Genomic DNA, 18,594 nt, shown 5'->3' on the forward strand with positions numbered 1-18,594 from the left:
TTCTATAATTATAGTGTCATTAAAGCATAAAATGTTACCACTTCTATTTCACTTTTTAATTGTATAAAAAAAGTATCTGGATTAACTAGTTTTTGGTATATTACCTAAATCTCCTATAGTTTTGTTATTGTTTTTTATTAGAACCTAAAATCTAACTTTAACATTATAAATCTAGGTAACAAACGATACTCCGTCGTAGAAGAACTAAAATCATTAATAGAATTAGTTATAAACCTTCTTGTATTCAATAAATTTTTAGCTAATAATGATAATGTCATATCCTTCTTTTTAAAAACATATTTACCTTCTAAATCCAAAAAGTAATAGTTGCTATTATTATCTGTATTATTAAAGCCATACCTCTCAGATTGCACTTCTAAATTTAATTGATCATTTATTCTCACAAATAGATCCAAAAATGAAAGGTTGTTATTAAATGAATTTTTGGTAGTAACCTTCGTTTCTGAATATGAAAACTTGGAACCTAAGTGATAATTAAATCTACCACTAAAACCCGAACGTAACTCAAAACCAAGTGTATAGTTTCTAAACTCTATATTTCTTATGTCTGCATTATTTATAATATTCTGATAATCTGAATAAGAATAATTCATTTTAAACTTTAAGCCTGATCGGATATACTTCAGGTATAGATTCATATTTGAACTTACAAAAATTCTGTTTCGATCATTTATTTTTATCTGCTCTATAAGTGAATACTCACTTTCTATGATAGCATTTGTAGAAAAATAATCATCATCTTTAGTATAAAAAGCTGTAATATTACCAAAAAAATTATCCCCTAAGTTTCCTATATTATAATTCACTGAATAGCTTGAAGAAGCAAGTTGATCAAATTCTCCAATACCTTTATTAAATGATCGAAAATCTGTTAATATATAATTATCATAAACATCTAAAACGGTAGTATTAGATGTTTTGTAACCATAAGAGAGCGATAGTTCATTTTTTTTATTGATTTTCAATTTGGTAATTAATCGAGGGTTAAAATAAAAAGGATTCGACTTTTCATTAATTACTAAGCTTTTAAACTCATTTTGCAAATAATAAAAATCCCCATGCAAAACTATATCAACAGGTTTTAGCTTATATCGATACTTCATCTTTGTATAAAGATTTTGCGTAGTATATTTACTAGAATTTTGAAACCCATCAGGTAAGACCAGACTTGATTCATCTTGAACAAGAGAAAACGAAGAAACAAGTTCATCACCACGATACGTGTTTCCTATTTTAATTTCCAATAAATTACCTTTTTTAGTTTTATTAAAAAAATGAGCTTCTATACCTGAATACTGTAAATTATTAGTAATACTTTGAAAAGCACCATCCATGTTACCGAATTCTGGAAAAAGGTTATCGTATAAAAATCTATTGATTTGATAATTCTGTGGAGCTTTCTGTTCTAAATAACGAGCGGTTACTAATAGAACTTTATTATTACCAAACTTGTTTGTGTATAATAGTTTTTTATCAAGAAGTTTATTTTTAGTTTTTAAGGTTTCATTAGTACTTTCTTCATTAAAAAGAAAACTATTTGTATTTCTTTCTAAAAGATTATTATAACTAGTCTCATATTCTAGCATTATGTTTTTAGAAAAATTGTAAACCAAATCGAACTTCACAGAACCAGTTTTATTGTTTTTTCTCAAACTTTTATTAGTACTATTGATAAAGGTTTCATTATCTAGATTAAACGTTTGTAGTTCGTTTGTTCGAAAACTATTTTCATCACTATGATAAGAGCCTTGTACTTTAATTTTTGTTTTAGGACTAATTCTAAAGATAGAATTAGCCGAGACAAGCTCCGCATTATTAAAATTAGTTCTCTCTCTTTTTAATACAGGGAAAAAAGAAGGGAAGAACAGTAAAGATTGGATACGTTCATTGTCACCAATACTAACCTGCTGTCTTTTTTCAGGTTGTAATAATTGATCAATATCTCCAACAGCATCGTACCCAATATTATTAAAATTGGTCAAAAAGTAATATTTATTCTTTTTAGAGACCGATATTAAATTTGCTTTTAGTTCATACCTGTTATTTAAAGTTATATCATAACCAGTGGATATATTCCCGAACCATTTTAATTTAACATCTTCATCCAACTTTAAGTTTAATGCTATCTTATCACTATTTTCAATACCTTTTAATAACCTATTGTCAGAATATTTCTGATAAACCTCCACTTTACGAACTGATTGTTCCGGCATGTTTTTGGTCAACACTTTATATCCTCTGTCGAAAAAGTCATCCCCTTCTATCATTACCTTTTCTATTTCTTGACTACCTATTTTTATGGTACCGTCATCTGTAATATTAAAACCTGGTATGTTCTTTAGTAAATCCTCCACTGTACTCTCGTTTCCTTTTCTAAACGATTTTGCATTAAATATTACAGTATCCTCTTTTACCGTTATTGGTCGTTCTGCTTTAATAACTACTTCAGATAATTGATAAGATTCTTTATCCAAGACTACATCATATTGATGTTTCTTATGGTTCTTAGTAAGATCTACAGGTATTTTTTTTTCTGCATACTCCAATGAAGAATAAACCAGATCAAATGAACCTATTTTCCCTGTTTCTATCGTAAAATTACCTTTTTCATCAGTATAGGTATAGGCAACGGTAATTTTGTTTTCTAATCGTTGTAAAGAGACACTAATATTTTCTAAACCAATACCATCAACCCCTAAGACAGTTCCGGTAATTATATGCTGCCCTTGTATATTTTGAAAAAAAACTAGAAATAGAAAAAAAGTAATACAAAAACTAATTTTTCTTGTCATTATCTTTCGTTTTCTCTTTATCCAATCGTTCCCCACAATCATCGCAATCACCTCCACTTAGACGAATTGGTGAACTTCCTTTAGGTCGAGAAGCATTTAATCTACTTTCTAACTCTTTAGTTTCTTGTTTTGCAATTTTGTTATATTCTTCTTCGCTTATTGCTTTAGAAAAATTAACACCTTTTACTTTCCCTTTAATATCTATAACTTCTGTATTAATACTTATAGATTTAGCCAAATAATATAGTATCTGATTTTCCTCATATAGTTCCAGAATCATTCCGCCAAGACCGTGAAACATTGCAGGTCCGAAAGGAGCAGGAATCTCATTAGTAAACCAAGCAATATAGGTTCGGCCTTTATAAACAGTTTCGGCTCTTTGACAAGTAAAACGATCTATTTTTTTAGTTTCCTCTAATAATTCCCAATTAAACCTATGATATGTGTTTTTTACTAAGCGTTCTTTATTTCTATTAAACAACCTAATATAAAATTCTTTGTTCTTGTGATTATGTAATTGAAATCTAGAGGTTCTTTCGATTGAACTATCTGTATTACTCGGATATATTGTTGATCCATCTTGTAAAGTTTTAACGTTTTTACTTTTTTCGAACCATTCAAAATACGATTGTTCTTTATTAAAATACAACGTCTTTTCTTTAATATTCATTTCTGGATTTCTGTATATTTCTTCATAAGTAATTCTACCAGAATATTTATCTTTTTCTTGTCCATAACTATTAATATTACTGGTAATTATGAAAAAAAACAAAAATGTTCTTTTAATCATGTCTTGGTTATTTTATTATATCCGAACCATAAAGGTCCGGATATAACTTATTACTAAATCTTATTTACTGTGCTGGTTGAATATCTCTACAATCTACTTCTTCCCAATCACTGCACTCCTTATACTCATATCCATCAGTACCAGTTCTCGTTACACAATGCCTTGCATAACAAGTCGTTGAGCCATCTTCAGCTTTTTCAACTAGGTATTCAACAATTTTATCCTGGTCATTGGATGATGTCTCAGAACCAAGAGCAAATATAGCCGTTGTAGCAACGAGCAACATTAAAGTTAGAACGATTTTTTTCATTTTTATTATAATTAAAATAATTTGCACCTACTCTATTATCTAAAGGCTTTTCGGTTTCCGCCTTGTCCGTTGCGCAACGGTTTTTTATTTAGATTATCTATACCGTAAGATTGTAGGGTCTTTTGGTATTTATATCTTATATTATAATTATAGAGCTTTAAACCCTATACTTCGAGAACCTCAGTCCTCTTATTAGTAACTAAGCCTAATAAAGTCCTACTAAACAACTGTTATACTGTTAATTCGGCATAGATAGGATCGTTTTGTACCATCTGAAATAAACGATCTTTAATCATACACTTCTTTTTTCTGGTATACCCTTCTGTATACCCAGTACTATTAGCAATGTCACGCATGCTTTTTCCTTCAAAAAATAATCCTAATACCAATCTGCTGCTATCCGTAAGTTTAGTTATATGTCTATAAAACACTTCTTCTTGATCCCTAATAGTCATCTTATCGTACAAAGACGTATCATTGTCCTCTGCTTTTTGAACGATAGGTTCGCTGTATTCTAACATCCTTTTTTTTCTTGATTGATTCTTCCAAATATTTTTACAAACCCCTATAAAATATGCATGAATCGATTGGTGCAATTCTAGATCCCCTGTTCGTAATTTATGATACACTAATATCATTGCTTCCTGAAAAACATCTTCTACATCCTCTGTTGTGCCTTGATATTTTAGAATAATCTTTCTAACAGCTGGTAAGTTTTTCTTATAGAATGATTTTAGGACATCGTTATTTCCTGTAATGATTCCTTCTACGATATATTGATTTTTTGTTGAGTTCATATTTTATTTTCCTTACTTTACTTTTTTACTCTTTTCCTTTAAAATTTGAATGCAAAGTCCCTGTCGATGACAACAGACATCGCCTATAAAACTTCGCAACACTTGGTTGCAACAGCTTATTTAAAAAACTTTAATTATTGGGTTATTAGGATCGGACTAATTAGCTTAATTCTTAGACACTAAACTTTTTAAGCTCATTACGGAAACCTATAAGATTACTATTAATTTTTACAGTAGTTTTGTAACTGATCAGATTTTTGAACTACGTTTTAACGTTGAAGCAAATATATGGGTGAGAATTACGTTAGTGCAAGGGGAAGTGGTCTCAATTCTAGAATATCGAGTTCGATATTCTAGAATTGAGACTATGAATTCTCTGTTTAAAAAAAACTGATTTTAAAACCTTAATGTTATGTTTATTTACCAAAAAATTGTATAAATGTAATATCTCTATATTTGCTAGGTCATTTATTTGGAATAGTTATCCCTTAAATTCTTGTCAATAATTATTAATTTTTTAAAAGAAGAGTTTTATGCTCAAAATGTACTTACGAAATATTATTTATTTTATAATATTTATGTTTTGTCAAAGTCATCTTAGTCAGGAACAACATTTACCCTTTTTAGACTCTTTGGAAAATTTAGACATTAAAGAATTAACCAATAAATTTAACAAAAAGATAAAAACAAGTAAGGAAGAAGCCAATATTTATGCTAATTTAATACTACAAAAACATAAGAATAATGGGGATAAAAAAGGCATAGTAGAGGGGTATACTTTAATGGTAAGATTACACCAAAATGATTTAGAAAAAAGAATAATTTACTTGGATAGCGCGATTTCGTTAAGCAAGAATTCTAAGAATATATATTACCCAACTATCCTCTTTGTTTATAAAGGAGTTATATATGCAGACAATGGCATATTCAATAAATCACTTAATAGTTATCTCAAAGCCTTAGAGTCCGCTAAAGAAAAAAAAGATCTTGTTTATGAATATATTATATATCATAATATAGCCTTGTTAAAAAGAAGAATTGGTAAGTATGATGAGGCTAAAATTCTTTTTAAAAAATGTTTAATATATGAAAAATCGAGATTAGATAAATCTAAAAATGTTTCAAATAGTTATCTAGAAACGCTAACTGAATTAGTTACTACCCATAGAAGGAATAAAGAGATAGATTCAGCTTTAATTCTAAATAAAGAAGGATTAGCAATTTCAAACCAAAGAAAAATCCATTGTCTTTTTAAACTAAATGAAGGTATTTTAAATTATTATAACAATAATTATGTTAAGGCTGTTAATGATATTAAAATTGCGTTGAATGAACTTTATAAACCAGAAAATGATTCTTACTCGGAGTATTATAATCTTATAGATGGATATTTTTTTTTAGGAAAATCTTATGAAGCTATAAAAGAAAGAAACACAGCAATTAAATATTATAAAAAAGTTGATTCACTGGTTAGTTCTACCAATTATTTAGTCCCAGAAATTAGATCTTCTTATGCCACAATAATAGATTATTACAAATCGGAAAAGGATGTAGAGAAACAGCTTCATTATATAAGAAGATTAATTAAATATGATAGTATTTTAGATCACAATCTAGTTGATTTGAATGTTAGTTTAAGTAAAGACTATGATACTCCTAACTTGTTAATGGAAAAAGAAAGACTTATTAATTCATTAAGAACAAGAAATAAAGAATCGAATGTACACTTGAAAATATCAATTATTTCGATAATAATAATTTTTACACTTTTCCTATTTAACTACAAAAGGAAAAAGAAATATAAGTTACGTTTTGAGGAACTGATGAACAAAAATCAAAGGAAAGAGCCTATCAATATAGGTCAAGAAAATGAATTGGAAGAATTGTCTTTAGATATCTCAAAAATTTTAATAAACAAAATTTTAAAAGGTTTAGATGAATTTGAAAGTAACAATGGCTTTACGCAAGTTAACTTAACGTCTAACTTACTTGCTAAACAATTACAAACAAATTCCAAATATCTTACTAAAGTTATTAAATATTATAAGCAGAAGAATTTTTCACCTTATATTAATGATTTACGGATTGAGTATATTATCAATAGAATAAAAACTGAACAGAAATTACAAAATTATACCATAAAAGCCTTGTCTAAAGAAGCTGGTTTCAATTCCACAGAAGTATTCTCAAAATATTTCTATAAGAAAACTGGAATCTATCCTTCTTATTTTATTAAAAAAATACAAAATACTGATAACAAGTAATTTAAGGCATTTAACTTACTCTTAATTCTAGAATTAAGAGTACATCTAAGAAAAATAGTTTAATTAAAACCATTATATTTTTAGATTTGATGGTGAATTAAAACAATAAAGAAATATGAAAAAAAGTAAGAGATTAAATTTAAAAAAAATTACGGTATCCAAATTAAATGATGTTCAAGCAAGACAAATTTATGGAGGTACACAAGACAGTCCCAATTGTGGAGAAAAATCAAAACCAGGAGAACCAATATGTCCTGATCAAGACCCCACAAAAGATACTAATTGTCCAGATCATTAATTATTTTAACAAATATTTATTAAAAGTAAAATAGATATGAATTAAATGTATCAAGAATTTTATTTTCGATACATTTAATTCTTAATTAACCTTATGAAATCCTAGAAAATGACTTCTAAAAAAAGTTTGCTGTTCAACATTTTTTTTATTTTTATTTTATCCGTTTCCAGTTGTTCAAAAAAAAATAATAATAATTATCTAGTGAATTCAGTTCTATCAGTAGATACATATCATGGCAAACAGATTGAAGACCCATATCGCAATCTTGAGGATTTGGAAGATTCAACTGTTATTAAATGGCTTAAAGAAGAAGGTAAGTCGGCTTTCAGTACTTTAGAAAAAATACCAGGAAGACAAAAACTAATTAATAAACAATCTTCCTATACGAAGAAAAATGAAGCTTCATTTGGGATCATAAAATACAGTAGTAATGGAAAGTTTTTTTATACTAAAGGAAACTCTAACGAAAAGGCATCTAAGATTTTTTACAGAGAAAATTTAAATTCGAAAGAGATTTTCATATATGACAGTAAAGATTATTCTGATAAAGATGATTATTCCATTAGTTATTTAAAACCAGATTGGAAAGGTGATAGAATTGTAATCGGTTTATCTAAAAAAGGTGAAGAAACATCTGATATTATTGTTTTAGATGTCATAACAAAAAAAATACTACCTGGAATTATTAAGGATTGCTTAACCAGTTTTGCTGGTGTCCATTGGCTTTCTGATAATACCGGTTTTATTTATTTATATAGCGTTAATAACGACCCTAAGAGTGATCAGTATTGGATGGATATGCAATCAGTACTATATAAACTAGGAAGTGATCCCAACAAAAAAAATATTGTTTTTTCCAAAAAAAATAACAAGAAGCTTGGATTGTTGTCAGCGGACTTCCCTCTTGTCTATAACTATGATTCAAAAGATGGTTATTTATTTGCAGTAGTTGGAGGTTCAGATTCTACTTATGATATTTATTTTAAAAGAGAAGAAGATATTTTAAACAAAAATATTTCTTGGGAATTATTAGCTAGAAAGGAAGATAAAATAAAAAGGTTTAGAATTAATCGAGATAATCAATTGATTTATTTAACCACTAAGAATGCTCCAAATACTCAATTGTGTATTACTCCAATGTCAAATATTAATTTCGAGTCTCCTAAGATTTTGGTTAAAGAAAAAAAAGAAAGTACAATTACTAAATTTCACATAACCAAGGTTGGTCTATATTTTACAGTACAAAAAAATGGAATAGAAGAAAAACTATATAAATTAGATAAAGGTAAAGAGGTAGAAATAAAATTGCCAAGAGAAGATGTCGCGGATATAAATATTCAATCTCAAAGTATTGAACAAAATTTTTTAAAAATTAGCACATGGGGCCATCTATCTTCTGCGATACACTATATCTACAATTTTAATACTGAAAAATTCGAAATCGAACCAATTATTCCTGTAAAAGAATACTCTGATTTCAGTAATTTAAAAATTAAAAATTTAGAAATACCTTCTCACGATGGAGTTTTAGTTCCTATTACAATAATTTACAAAAAAGATATGATAAAGGACGGAGAGAATCCAACACTTTTTTATGGGTATGGTTCTTATGGATCAGCTAGTGGTGTTTCATTTAATCCAAGTTTTCTAACTTGGGTAGTGGAAGGTGGAGTCTTGGTTTATTCATATGTTAGAGGTGGAGGACAAAAAGGTGAAGCTTGGCACAAAGATGGTTACAAAACTACTAAACCAAATACTTGGAAAGATATGATTGCGACTACTGAGTATCTCATCAAGGAAGGTTATACTAGTTCTGAAAAAACTGCTATATGGGGATCCAGTGCAGGAGGAATACTCGCAGGAAGGGCAATGACAGAAAGACCAGATTTATATAAGGCTGTAATACTAACTTCTCCTGCTTTAAATATGTTAAGATCAGAAGTCCAACCAAATGGTCAAAATAGCATAAAAGAGTTTGGTACAGTAGAAATAAAGGAGGAATTTGAAGCTTTACTTGAAATGGATTCTTATCATCAGATTCAGAAAGGAATAGAATACCCAGCTACTCTTGTAACTGGTGGAATGAAGGATGGTCGAGTAGCAATATGGGATCCTGCAAAGTTCGTAGCCAAATTAAGAGAATACAATAAGGAAGATAATCCGATTTTATTTGCAGTGAAATTTGATGAAGGCCACGCTGGAACAGGTGCTTCTAAAACAGGGTATTACGAAGTATATGCCAATACTTTTGCTTTTGCTCTATGGCAAATGGGTTATGAAGAATATCAACCTAAGTTATAGAGAATCTTAATAACGAGATTGTGAAGTTTTTCTATCTAATTAGAAAAGCTTCACTCCATTTAAAGGAGGTCTTTGAACTTAAATAATAAAGAATAGATAATCCCATTCCAGCAACACCGCCTAACAAATTCATAGAAGAGATCCATTGTTCTATATTTGAGTATTCCTTGTATCCTGCATAACCATCTTTATGTACAGCTAAATCAAGGGCTATTTTACTCCAGTTTTTTGAGGATTCCATAAACGATAAATCGTTAGTCTCGTTATACAAATGTTGATAAATATGCATCACTCCATATGCTCCATGACATATTCCACCATCCTTTATTCCTGCCTCAACCATGTCCTTTCTATAAGTAGTTTTTTTTAGAATGCGGATACTTTCTTCCAAAAGTATATCGTCTTTTAAAATTTGACCCGCTTTTAAAAGTGAAACTCCAATTCCCAAATCCCCGTAACACCATGCTAACCTAGAATTATAGATATCGGATTCTTCTTCCACGATCCAATTAGGGAATGATGATGTTAATTTAATACCCTGATGCCTACAACTTAAAATATAAAAACAAGAGGGACTTAGTAGTTTTTCTATTTGGTGAGAAAACTCTGAATATACTGCTAACCTTGAGAGAAAATTGATAATACTTGGTATTCCATGTGCCAACCCTAGATTGTAGCCTTTTGCTATATATTCTCCAGATCTGATCTCAGATTCCCATTTTACAACTCCATTTTTAGTTATTGCTTTTTCAGAAATAGCATCAATTAAAACGTTAAGGTAATCTTTATATCTATCCTTTAAAGCTTTAGACGTTACATTTTGATATCGTTTTAAGTAGTAAAAACCAATCCCAATAGCTCCATGCATAAAATCAAAATCATTGTCTGCAATAAATGCTTTCATTTTATCAAAAAGATATTCATCTACATCTTTCGTGATGATATCCTCTTCTAATTCTACAAAATGCTCTTCTTTTAGTAATTCTAGAACCCAGAGTGCTCCAGCAATACCATCACAAAATGTAGGATAGCTATAACCCTTTTCAATTCTGTTAAAAACTTCCTTGATAATCTGACTTCCTTTTTCTCTATGTTTATCATCACTCTTATAATCAGCATAGTAAAAATGAAACATAGCATTTCCAGAAATACCGGTTAAAGCACCAATTTCAACATTATCATCATCTAAATGTAAGAGACAATCAGCTATTTCATCTAATTTATTCTCAAGGCGTTCGTTTAAGGTCATATGTTTCTAAATTCATTGATATAACAATATAATCAATAAGTATTTTATTTAAAAAACTTCATTTTCAAAGGTAACATTATTCCATCTTAGCACACTTATTAATATACTGTTATTAAAAACATCAATTCGCAAAATGAATAAAATTATAAAACTACTGATTGTATTGGCTATCTTTCATCAATATGAAATATCAGCACAAACCAAGAAAGTATCTAGAGATTGGACTTCTTTTACACAAACAATAGAAGTAAAAACGGACAAAAAAACAAAATTCAAATTACAAGGGCTGATTAAAGTAGATAGAACAGACACTACAGGAGTAGCTGCATTATGGGCAAGAGTAGATAACACAAATGGAGAGAGTGGTTTTTTTGACAATATGATGGATCGACCGGCTACCAAAAACGAATGGAATACATATACCATTGAAGGTGAAATTGACAAAAATGCTAAAAGCATTAACTTCGGAGGATTATGCTTAAATAATGGTAAATTTTATTTTGATGATATAAAGTTATCCATACAAAGCAAGAAAGGGGATTATGAACCAATATCACTTACCAATGCGTCCTTTGAAGATCCTGTGAAAAATGAACTTATTCCTGGATGGAATCAAGGTGTTGGTAGAGGAAAAGTAGTTCTCATCAAAGAATTCACAGCGCAATCTATAAAAAATGATGGCAATACATCAAAAAGTTTATTGATCGAAGGAAAAAATATCGTAAACAGTTATGTCATTAAAACGGATGAAGAATTTTCTCCACAGATAGGAGTTATGATATCAATGCTCAATAACCTAAGTACCCGTGTAGAAAGACGAGTGCAGGATTTAGACATCCGACAAACCGATCATCTAATGGATGAAAAAGCCAATCGTATCGGTGCCCTAATTATGCACCTTGCTGCCGCGGAAGTTTATTACCAAGTTTATACTTTTGAGAAAAGAGGTTTTAACGAAGAAGAGAAAGAAAAATGGATGACGGCTTTAGACCTAGGAGAAAAAGCAAGGGATCTTTATAAAGGGAAACCAATAGATTATTATCTAAATATTTATAAAGAAGTGCGTACTAAAACTATAGAAGAGTTTAAAAAACGTAATGATTCTTGGTTAAATGATATGAGGCCTGGATCTATTATGAATAATCACTATGCTTGGTTTCATGTAATGGAACATCAGTCCAGTCACTTAGGGCAAATGCTAATGATGATAAAAAGAATTCCTGAAGAAAAAGAGCAGAAAAAAATCGAAGTAAAGAAAAATATCGATCAGTAATCTAAAATCTCTTATGAATCAATTGCAAAACATCACTCAATTTATTAAAACCAATATTTTATATTTAATAAGAGTAGCCTGTAGATATTATATAGCATATAATATGTTCTCATATGCTTTTGGTAAGATTCTTAAAACCCAGTTTAACATGGGGCTTAGCTATCTCACTGATACGGGACTTGATAATTTTAATGGTTTTATGTTTACTTGGCTTTATTATGGATACTCTAGAAGTTATGGGTTGGTCATAGCCACTACGCAGATCATCGCAGGATTGCTATTATTGTTTAGAAAAACAGAACGATTAGGGGTTGTATTATTCCTAAGTTTTATGGTAAATATCTTATTTGTAGATTTTTTTTATGAGATTGATGGCGCATTATGGCATGCGGCAAAACTTACGGCTTTAGGTTTCTTTTTACTATTTTCAGATTGGAAAGGATTTAAAACCTATTTCCTAAAAGCTTTTGAAACAGTACAACTAATACCACAAATAGTACCGCAGAAGTTTAAAAAAATATACTGGCTTAAGTTTTTAATTATTCCAGTTATGATCTGGTACGCTTATGATTACATAAATAATCTTAAACAAAATTATATGACCGAAAATGAACTTCATGGTATTTGGAGGATCGTTTCTGGAAATCACGATCCATCTAATCGATTGTATAAGATAACATTTGATTATCACAATCAAATCAAAATTAAAGATTTCTCCAAAAACCTATATTTTGGAAATATTGAGTTAGATACTGTGACCAAAACAATCCAACTACAAGGAAAGCATTATTCTGAGGAAGCTTATCATTTTCTAAATGATAGTTTAGCAAAATTACCAGTTGCTCAACAAGAAGATAAGAACCTTAGTAAAGAAATAAAAAATTATTACCATACGATCAATGAATCATTACCTTTTGACAATGTGAAATATACATATCGTATAAAACAAGATACTTTAATTCTAAGTTCATCAACTCATCGAGAACTAAAGTTTATAAATTGTACTGAGGATTATATAAATTGAGTTTTTAGAACTCTTCTCTAGACTAAAAAACACTATGCAAACCATTCAAAAAAATAGCAAGTTACTATTATTTATATTCTTCTTTATTTGCATTTCGCTTATAAATAGAACTTCTTATTTTGATCAACAGACTAAACTGTATTTAGCTATAGGTTGCGCTGTAGTTGCTATCTCATTCGTGATCTTTTATTGGTCTAAAAAGGAGAATAGAAAATCTTATAAGAACAATACATTTAAAAACAAAATAGGCATTCTTATTGGAGCTGTCGCTGTGACTTTAGCGATATATGTTTACCAGATGATATAACGGAAAACTACTGACTAGTTACTTGTTCCTTTTAAATATTGCTCAATTTTGCTTATTTCTTTAGTTTGTTCTGGAGCATTATAGTTCAACCAAAACTCTGCATTGTATTCGCTTGAGTGATTTTCTATACTACTATCAGAATTCATATTTCGAGTAAATGGGTATTTCTCTACATTATCTACAATGATTTTGTTTACGAACAATTCTTTTTTTGGTTCTTTTACGAATAGTAATTTACTAGGAGTTTTAGTATCATAAATATTCCAAGTATCTTCTTCCCTTTGATATTTTAAGTACATTTTGTTCCTATATTCCTGATATTCAAAAATTACATTATAATACACTTGTTCTCCTCCGTGTGTTAATCTTCTTTTCCACGATTTTCCTTTATATGCAGTTCGCGTAAGCTCCATTCTTACAAAGGCAAAAGATTCTGTATCTATGTATAGTGTTGCTTTCTGAAAAGGTGCATCTGTTCCTTTTATTTTATATACATACTTCTGATTATAAGGCAAGATATCCTCCAACTCATATTTCCATCCATTTTTTCCTTTAATGGGTCCATAATCAAATCTTATAAAATCATCTTCTATTAAGTCGATAATTGAATTTTTTCTTTCCCACTGTTTGTTCCAAGGATTTTTTTCTGCGATATAGCTATTTCTTATGGCTACAAGCTCTACTTTAGCTTCGACTTCTTTATTTGTAGGTTGATTGTAAAACTTAGCTGCACATTCTAAATACTCTACATATGTACTATCTTCTTTTTGCAAATCACGAACAAAACCTTCCAGAATATAAGACTGATCAGGGTAGTTATTAGGAATCTCCTGATATGCCTTTTTTACTATCTGTTTTGCCGATAATTTCTTCTTTTTTGTCGTTGTAATCACCACTTCACTAAGAGCATTTACTTCTGCACTTAGAAATATTTGCTGATCAAGATTAAAATCATCAACATTTTTCTCTATAGAACTATATCCTAAACTAGATATTATAACTGTGCCATTTCCTCTATTAGAAATATGAAAAACAAACTTCCCTTCTTCATTCGATATTGTACCAATTGCCTGCCCTTTTAGATATATAGAAGCAAATGAAATCGGTTGGTTGTTTTCTTTATCTAAAACTTTCCCTGTGATGGTTTTGTTGCCATTTTGTGCAATGGAAATAACAGTGCATAAAAAGACACTTACGGAAATAACAAATCTAATAATTGTATGCATAGTAAGATGACGAGCCAAAACTAATTTCGTTACTTTTTTTGAATACTAAAATCTTTTTTGCTTGAACATGTAACTTGCCACACTCAATATAACTATACACCTCATCAATCAATTTTAGCACCAATCTCCTATTATCAAACGAGATACACCTATAAAACCTAAACTACTTATGTCAATATTGTATCGCTACTAAAACCAAAATTACAGATTATATTTCACACTTAAAATCCAATATCTTGGTTGCACTACATAGCTAGATGTACTATTAAATAATTCATTAAAACTATCTCTATTGATACTTTCAGTATCTAATAAATTGGTAACGGAAAATTTATACTCCCATTTACTATCTGGTTTCTGATAAAATACCTCTGCATCCCAAAAACTATATTCATTTAAGGTAGTTTCGGTATCTCGATAATTATAGTAACTATAAGAAGATTTTAAAAGGAAGCCTTTGGCAAAAGTCCAATCTAATCTGGCAAAAGGGCGACTGGTATAGAAAGTACTTTCTGCACCATTATTATCATAATCATTCACTGTAATACTATAACCAAGATCAAAATTAGGTCCTTTCTTAAAATTTGTAGACCATTCTGTCTGATACGTTTGTGTAAGACTAATACTCTCACTAGGCAATGTGTTGACTATATTATTAAAACTAGACCAACTTACATTAGCACTTAGGTTTCCTTTGATCTTACCAAAAGTCCTCGTAAAATTACCACTACCGGATAAAACCTGATCGGCAAGATTAGAATTTATCGGTGTATTTACCCTATTGATCCCAGATACAACACTCGTATTCTTAATAGGATTACGTCTATTGGTATAACTTAATCTAGCGAAGATATTGGTGTAATTAAACATATTGAAACTAAAATAGTTTAAAGAGTAGTTATCGTACAATGCATTCTCTAAACTTCTATTTCCCTGAGATAATGAGTTATAATTATTAAAAACATATCCTTCTGCCAGATTATTTATATCTGTATAGTTGGCGGTAATTGAATAATTAAATCGTAGACTCTCACTTTTTTTAAACTGTACTAAAGCAAAAAAATCTGGTAATACCTGCCACTCATTCTGATTGATCGTTGTATCCAATTGCTCATCTTTTAAATCATAATTATGAATACTAACTCCTGGATTAAAGGTAAAGATTCCAGTAATAAACTTATAATGTACTCCAGCATATAAATCATTAAAATTATAAGTAACATCATTAGTAAATTCTTCTGACTCAAAATTATTTTGATTTCCATCATCTAAAATTTGAAAAATATCAGAATCAAAGTTTTGTTTACTGAATGTGGATCCTAGCGTAAAATTAAGATTACTCTTTTTGTTCAACACATAGTAATAATCTAATTTAGCATCTAGTTTACTGGTAGTTACATTTTTTTGTTGATTGATATTATATCGTTCTGAAGATTCTAAGGGATCAAAGGTATCCACATCCGGATCAGCAGGGTCATTAATTTGTGTAAAAACTCCTCTAAAAGGAATTTCTGACCTAATAGCGTTATAAAATGGATCTTCTTCTTGGAATAAATGTTGAGCTTCAAAAGAGAAGATATTTTTTGAATTTAGTGTATAATATGCATTTAAATTTTGTTGTACAGAAAAAGGGTCATTTTCTAATCGTTCGTTAATATCTTCAGAAATATCATCTCTTACAGAAAGAAAAGTATCATCCTCTTCTTGTTGAGAAAGTTTCCCAAAAACATCATAATCTAATCGAAAGTTACTACTCGGTCTATAACTTGCACTTAGTTTTAACAATCCTAAAGTGCTACGTTGCTCTGTATTATCAAAAGTTTCCTCTATTGTATTGTCAGTAGGATCAGCAGTATCATCAATATACGTTCTTCTTGTATTGGTGATCAAATCTGTTTTAGTATTGCTTACAATTCCATATCCACTAATATCTAATGTTTTACTAGCAGACATACTAAAATTGGCAGCTCCAAACTTGGTGTTAATTTCATTAGCTCGATCATTCTGTAGCACGGCAAATGCCAAATCATCACTTGTTATATTAAACGAAGTCCCTCCTCTACCTAAATTTCTAAAACCTCCTGTAAAATTAAAGTAGTCCCTTCTAGAAAATGGTACTTCTCCTATATCATTAAAATCGGTTAAAATATTAATACTATATTTTGGATTATAATAAAACAATTTAGGTTTTACCAAATATCGTTCTGTTTCTCCTACTCCTGCTCCTACGGTTATATCTCCGAACCAAAAATTCTTTTTACCTTCTTTCAGTTTTATGTTAATCGCTACCTGATCCTGGTTATTACGAAGGCCGCGCATTTGGCCAACATCTTCATAATTTCTTAATACTTCTACCTTATCTAATGCATCTGCCGGAATATTTTTTGTCGCCAATTTAGAATCTCCATCAAAAAAGTCTTTTCCTTCTACCATTACTTTAGAAACTGTTTTTCCTTCGACTTCTATTTCTCCGTCATCATTTACTTCTATCCCCGGTAGCTTATCTAAAACATCACCTAATTTTTTCTCATTACCATTGGTAAAAGAATCTGTATTATATACCAATGTATCTCCTTTTACTACTACTGGTATCTCATAAACGATTTCTACTTCATCAAGACTATTTGCTTCTGAAGTCATCTCGAAATCTACTTTTACATCTTCAGTCTTTACAATACTAGTTTTATCTTTTGCAGAAAGCCCTATAAAACTTACCTTAAGTAAATAGGTTTCATTAGCAGGAACTGATAAACCATATTTTCCTTTACTATTCGTAATTCCATAAGCGGTCATGGAATTATCACTTTTTTTATAGGCTATTACATTTGCCATTTCTAATGGATTACCAACTGAATCTTTAACAAATCCCGTAATCTGAACTTTCTGTGCAGACATAGTGATTCCTACCAACAATATGGCATATAGTATTTTTTGCTTCATTTCTTTGATTAATTTTTTTAAACGAATTTTAATTTCTGCGTCCTCCGCCTAAGCCTCCTCTTCCTCTTCGTTGTGTACTGAATTGTTCGATCATTTCTTCCACTTTCTTCTTTGTAATTTCATCAAACTCAGCTTGTGAAACATCTTTCCCTTTTGTTGGTGGTTTGATTTCTTCTTTTTCTTCGGCGTTTAGCACAATTTTATTACACAATAGTGTTGTTCTTCCCTCTTGTACTTCTAATATTAAACCTGGTAATCCCCAATAAGATCCTGGTCCTTGGTTTACCGGAATTTCTGGTGTATACCAAGCAGTAACTTCAATTTCTTCTAGTGATTCTGGCATATCCGGAGCATTATCTGCATTTGCCTGATCATCAGATCCGTTTTCTCTTTGATCTCTTTGTTCCCTAGCCTTTCTTCTCATAGCTCTAAAGTCCATCACTTCATTCACTTTTTTAGTAGTGGTTGCTTTAAAACAGGTATAATTTCCAATTTTTTTAGTCTCATTAACTAAAGTCCAATTATATTTTGCTAGTGAATCTTTGATCAAGAAGTTTTTTCCATAAAATTCTCGTTGATCATAATATTGACCATCTTTTATACTTTTATAATAATTATTAGATGTAAAACCAGAAAGCATAGCTCCCCATCTTCCACCACCTCCACCAGATGCATCTAATTGTGCTTCTTCCTTATAGGTCGCGGCACTTTTATTAAAAGTAAGCACAAAGGTTTTTTCCATGACAGATTTCATTCTATCGGCAATAGCTTTTTTCTGGTCTTCCGACATTTGTCGTCTACCAAAATCCATATCCATTCCTGTTTTACTGAAATAATAGGCTTTTCCCTGAAAATCCTGTGCGATTGTTAAAGAGGTTACAAGAATAGTAACCCATGTACATATAGTCTTCATATTAGGCAGTTTTAAAATATTTAGACTCTATGATTAGCACTAGGTTTAATCAATAAAAGTTAATTATATCCTAAAAAAACAACAGTCTT

At 29.9% G+C, this 18,594-nt stretch carries 14 protein-coding genes; 6 read left to right on the forward strand and 8 right to left on the reverse strand.

All coding sequences use genetic code 11. The features are described 5' to 3' along the window. Nucleotides 1–137: 137 nt before the first annotated feature. The 4 genes from J8L88_RS09500 to J8L88_RS09515 form a co-directional block, all read right to left on the reverse strand. The gene (locus tag J8L88_RS09500) at nt 138–2,813 is read right to left on the reverse strand and encodes a carboxypeptidase-like regulatory domain-containing protein (protein WP_211060611.1); all 2,676 of its coding nucleotides are present in this window, start codon (nt 2,811–2,813) and stop codon (nt 138–140) included. Next, nucleotides 2,797–3,603 carry a GLPGLI family protein gene (locus J8L88_RS09505; protein ID WP_211060612.1) on the reverse strand — a complete coding sequence of 269 codons (807 nt, stop codon included), beginning with the start codon at nt 3,601–3,603 and terminating at the stop codon, nt 2,797–2,799. Before J8L88_RS09505 ends, J8L88_RS09500 begins: the two co-directional genes overlap by 17 nt. A 64-nt stretch (nt 3,604–3,667) precedes the next feature. Then, the gene (locus J8L88_RS09510; protein WP_211060613.1) at nt 3,668–3,889 is read right to left on the reverse strand and encodes a hypothetical protein; all 222 of its coding nucleotides are present in this window, start codon (nt 3,887–3,889) and stop codon (nt 3,668–3,670) included. Nucleotides 3,890–4,143: 254 nt separating this feature from the next. Then, the gene (locus J8L88_RS09515) at nt 4,144–4,710 is read right to left on the reverse strand and encodes an RNA polymerase sigma factor (protein WP_211060614.1); all 567 of its coding nucleotides are present in this window, start codon (nt 4,708–4,710) and stop codon (nt 4,144–4,146) included. A 578-nt stretch (nt 4,711–5,288) separates the two neighbouring features. On the opposite strand from J8L88_RS09515, the gene J8L88_RS09520 reads away from it, so the two are divergent. From J8L88_RS09520 to J8L88_RS09530, 3 genes are all read left to right on the forward strand, one after another. Beyond that, nucleotides 5,289–6,974 (forward strand): AraC family transcriptional regulator, encoded by a 1,686-nt coding sequence (locus tag J8L88_RS09520; protein ID WP_211060615.1) that lies wholly within the window; start codon nt 5,289–5,291, stop codon nt 6,972–6,974. Between the two features lie 115 nt (nt 6,975–7,089). Then, on the forward strand, nt 7,090–7,272 hold the full coding sequence (locus J8L88_RS09525; protein WP_211060616.1) for a class I lanthipeptide: 183 nt from the start codon (nt 7,090–7,092) through the stop codon (nt 7,270–7,272). A 201-nt stretch (nt 7,273–7,473) separates the two neighbouring features. Then, entirely contained in the window at nt 7,474–9,573 is a 2,100-nt protein-coding gene (locus J8L88_RS09530) for a prolyl oligopeptidase family serine peptidase (RefSeq protein WP_211060617.1), read from the forward strand. Between the two features lie 31 nt (nt 9,574–9,604). Here the strand turns inward: J8L88_RS09530 and J8L88_RS09535 are convergent, their stop codons facing one another. Then, nucleotides 9,605–10,822 (reverse strand): lanthionine synthetase C family protein, encoded by a 1,218-nt coding sequence (locus J8L88_RS09535; protein WP_211060618.1) that lies wholly within the window; start codon nt 10,820–10,822, stop codon nt 9,605–9,607. 133 nt (nt 10,823–10,955) lie between these two features. Here J8L88_RS09535 and J8L88_RS09540 point away from each other — a divergent pair, with 133 nt between their 5' ends. From J8L88_RS09540 to J8L88_RS09550, 3 genes are read left to right on the forward strand one after another with little or no spacing between them, the layout of a single operon-like run. Further along, nucleotides 10,956–12,095, forward strand: coding sequence for a DUF664 domain-containing protein (locus J8L88_RS09540; RefSeq protein ID WP_211060619.1), 1,140 nt, complete (start codon nt 10,956–10,958; stop codon nt 12,093–12,095). Nucleotides 12,096–12,108: 13 nt separating this feature from the next. Further along, the gene (locus J8L88_RS09545; protein WP_211060620.1) at nt 12,109–13,119 is read left to right on the forward strand and encodes a hypothetical protein; all 1,011 of its coding nucleotides are present in this window, start codon (nt 12,109–12,111) and stop codon (nt 13,117–13,119) included. A gap of 34 nt (nt 13,120–13,153) precedes the next feature. Further along, on the forward strand, nt 13,154–13,426 hold the full coding sequence (locus tag J8L88_RS09550) for a hypothetical protein (RefSeq protein WP_211060621.1): 273 nt from the start codon (nt 13,154–13,156) through the stop codon (nt 13,424–13,426). A 14-nt stretch (nt 13,427–13,440) separates the two neighbouring features. On the opposite strand, the gene J8L88_RS09555 is transcribed toward J8L88_RS09550, so the two are convergent. From J8L88_RS09555 to J8L88_RS09565, 3 genes are all read right to left on the reverse strand, one after another. After that, nucleotides 13,441–14,652 carry a carboxypeptidase-like regulatory domain-containing protein gene (locus J8L88_RS09555; protein ID WP_211060622.1) on the reverse strand — a complete coding sequence of 404 codons (1,212 nt, stop codon included), beginning with the start codon at nt 14,650–14,652 and terminating at the stop codon, nt 13,441–13,443. 201 nt (nt 14,653–14,853) lie between these two features. Continuing rightward, complete coding sequence (locus J8L88_RS09560) at nt 14,854–17,592, reverse strand: outer membrane beta-barrel protein (protein ID WP_211060623.1); 2,739 nt, start codon at nt 17,590–17,592, stop codon at nt 14,854–14,856. Between the two features lie 28 nt (nt 17,593–17,620). After that, nucleotides 17,621–18,505 (reverse strand): GLPGLI family protein, encoded by an 885-nt coding sequence (locus J8L88_RS09565; RefSeq protein ID WP_211060624.1) that lies wholly within the window; start codon nt 18,503–18,505, stop codon nt 17,621–17,623. Between the last annotated feature and the right edge of the window lie 89 nt (nt 18,506–18,594).

Origin of the sequence: Aquimarina sp. MMG015 (assembly GCF_018100855.1) — a bacterium.
In the GTDB taxonomy this organism is placed as follows: Bacteria; Bacteroidota; Bacteroidia; order Flavobacteriales; family Flavobacteriaceae; genus Aquimarina; species Aquimarina latercula.

Excerpts from the sequence above, each read along its gene's own strand:
- J8L88_RS09505 (WP_211060612.1), bottom strand. The coding sequence starts at position 3,603 with ATGATTAAAAGAACATTTTTGTTTTTTTTCATAATTACCAGTAATATT.
- J8L88_RS09565 (WP_211060624.1), bottom strand. The coding sequence starts at position 18,505 with ATGAAGACTATATGTACATGGGTTACTATTCTTGTAACCTCTTTAACA.
- J8L88_RS09525 (WP_211060616.1), top strand. The coding sequence starts at position 7,090 with ATGAAAAAAAGTAAGAGATTAAATTTAAAAAAAATTACGGTATCCAAA.
- J8L88_RS09500 (WP_211060611.1), bottom strand. The coding sequence starts at position 2,813 with ATGACAAGAAAAATTAGTTTTTGTATTACTTTTTTTCTATTTCTAGTT.
- J8L88_RS09520 (WP_211060615.1), top strand. The coding sequence starts at position 5,289 with ATGTTTTGTCAAAGTCATCTTAGTCAGGAACAACATTTACCCTTTTTA.
- J8L88_RS09510 (WP_211060613.1), bottom strand. The coding sequence starts at position 3,889 with ATGTTGCTCGTTGCTACAACGGCTATATTTGCTCTTGGTTCTGAGACA.
- J8L88_RS09535 (WP_211060618.1), bottom strand. The coding sequence starts at position 10,822 with ATGACCTTAAACGAACGCCTTGAGAATAAATTAGATGAAATAGCTGAT.
- J8L88_RS09515 (WP_211060614.1), bottom strand. The coding sequence starts at position 4,710 with ATGAACTCAACAAAAAATCAATATATCGTAGAAGGAATCATTACAGGA.
- J8L88_RS09545 (WP_211060620.1), top strand. The coding sequence starts at position 12,109 with ATGAATCAATTGCAAAACATCACTCAATTTATTAAAACCAATATTTTA.
- J8L88_RS09550 (WP_211060621.1), top strand. The coding sequence starts at position 13,154 with ATGCAAACCATTCAAAAAAATAGCAAGTTACTATTATTTATATTCTTC.
- J8L88_RS09560 (WP_211060623.1), bottom strand. The coding sequence starts at position 17,592 with ATGAAGCAAAAAATACTATATGCCATATTGTTGGTAGGAATCACTATG.
- J8L88_RS09540 (WP_211060619.1), top strand. The coding sequence starts at position 10,956 with ATGAATAAAATTATAAAACTACTGATTGTATTGGCTATCTTTCATCAA.
- J8L88_RS09555 (WP_211060622.1), bottom strand. The coding sequence starts at position 14,652 with ATGCATACAATTATTAGATTTGTTATTTCCGTAAGTGTCTTTTTATGC.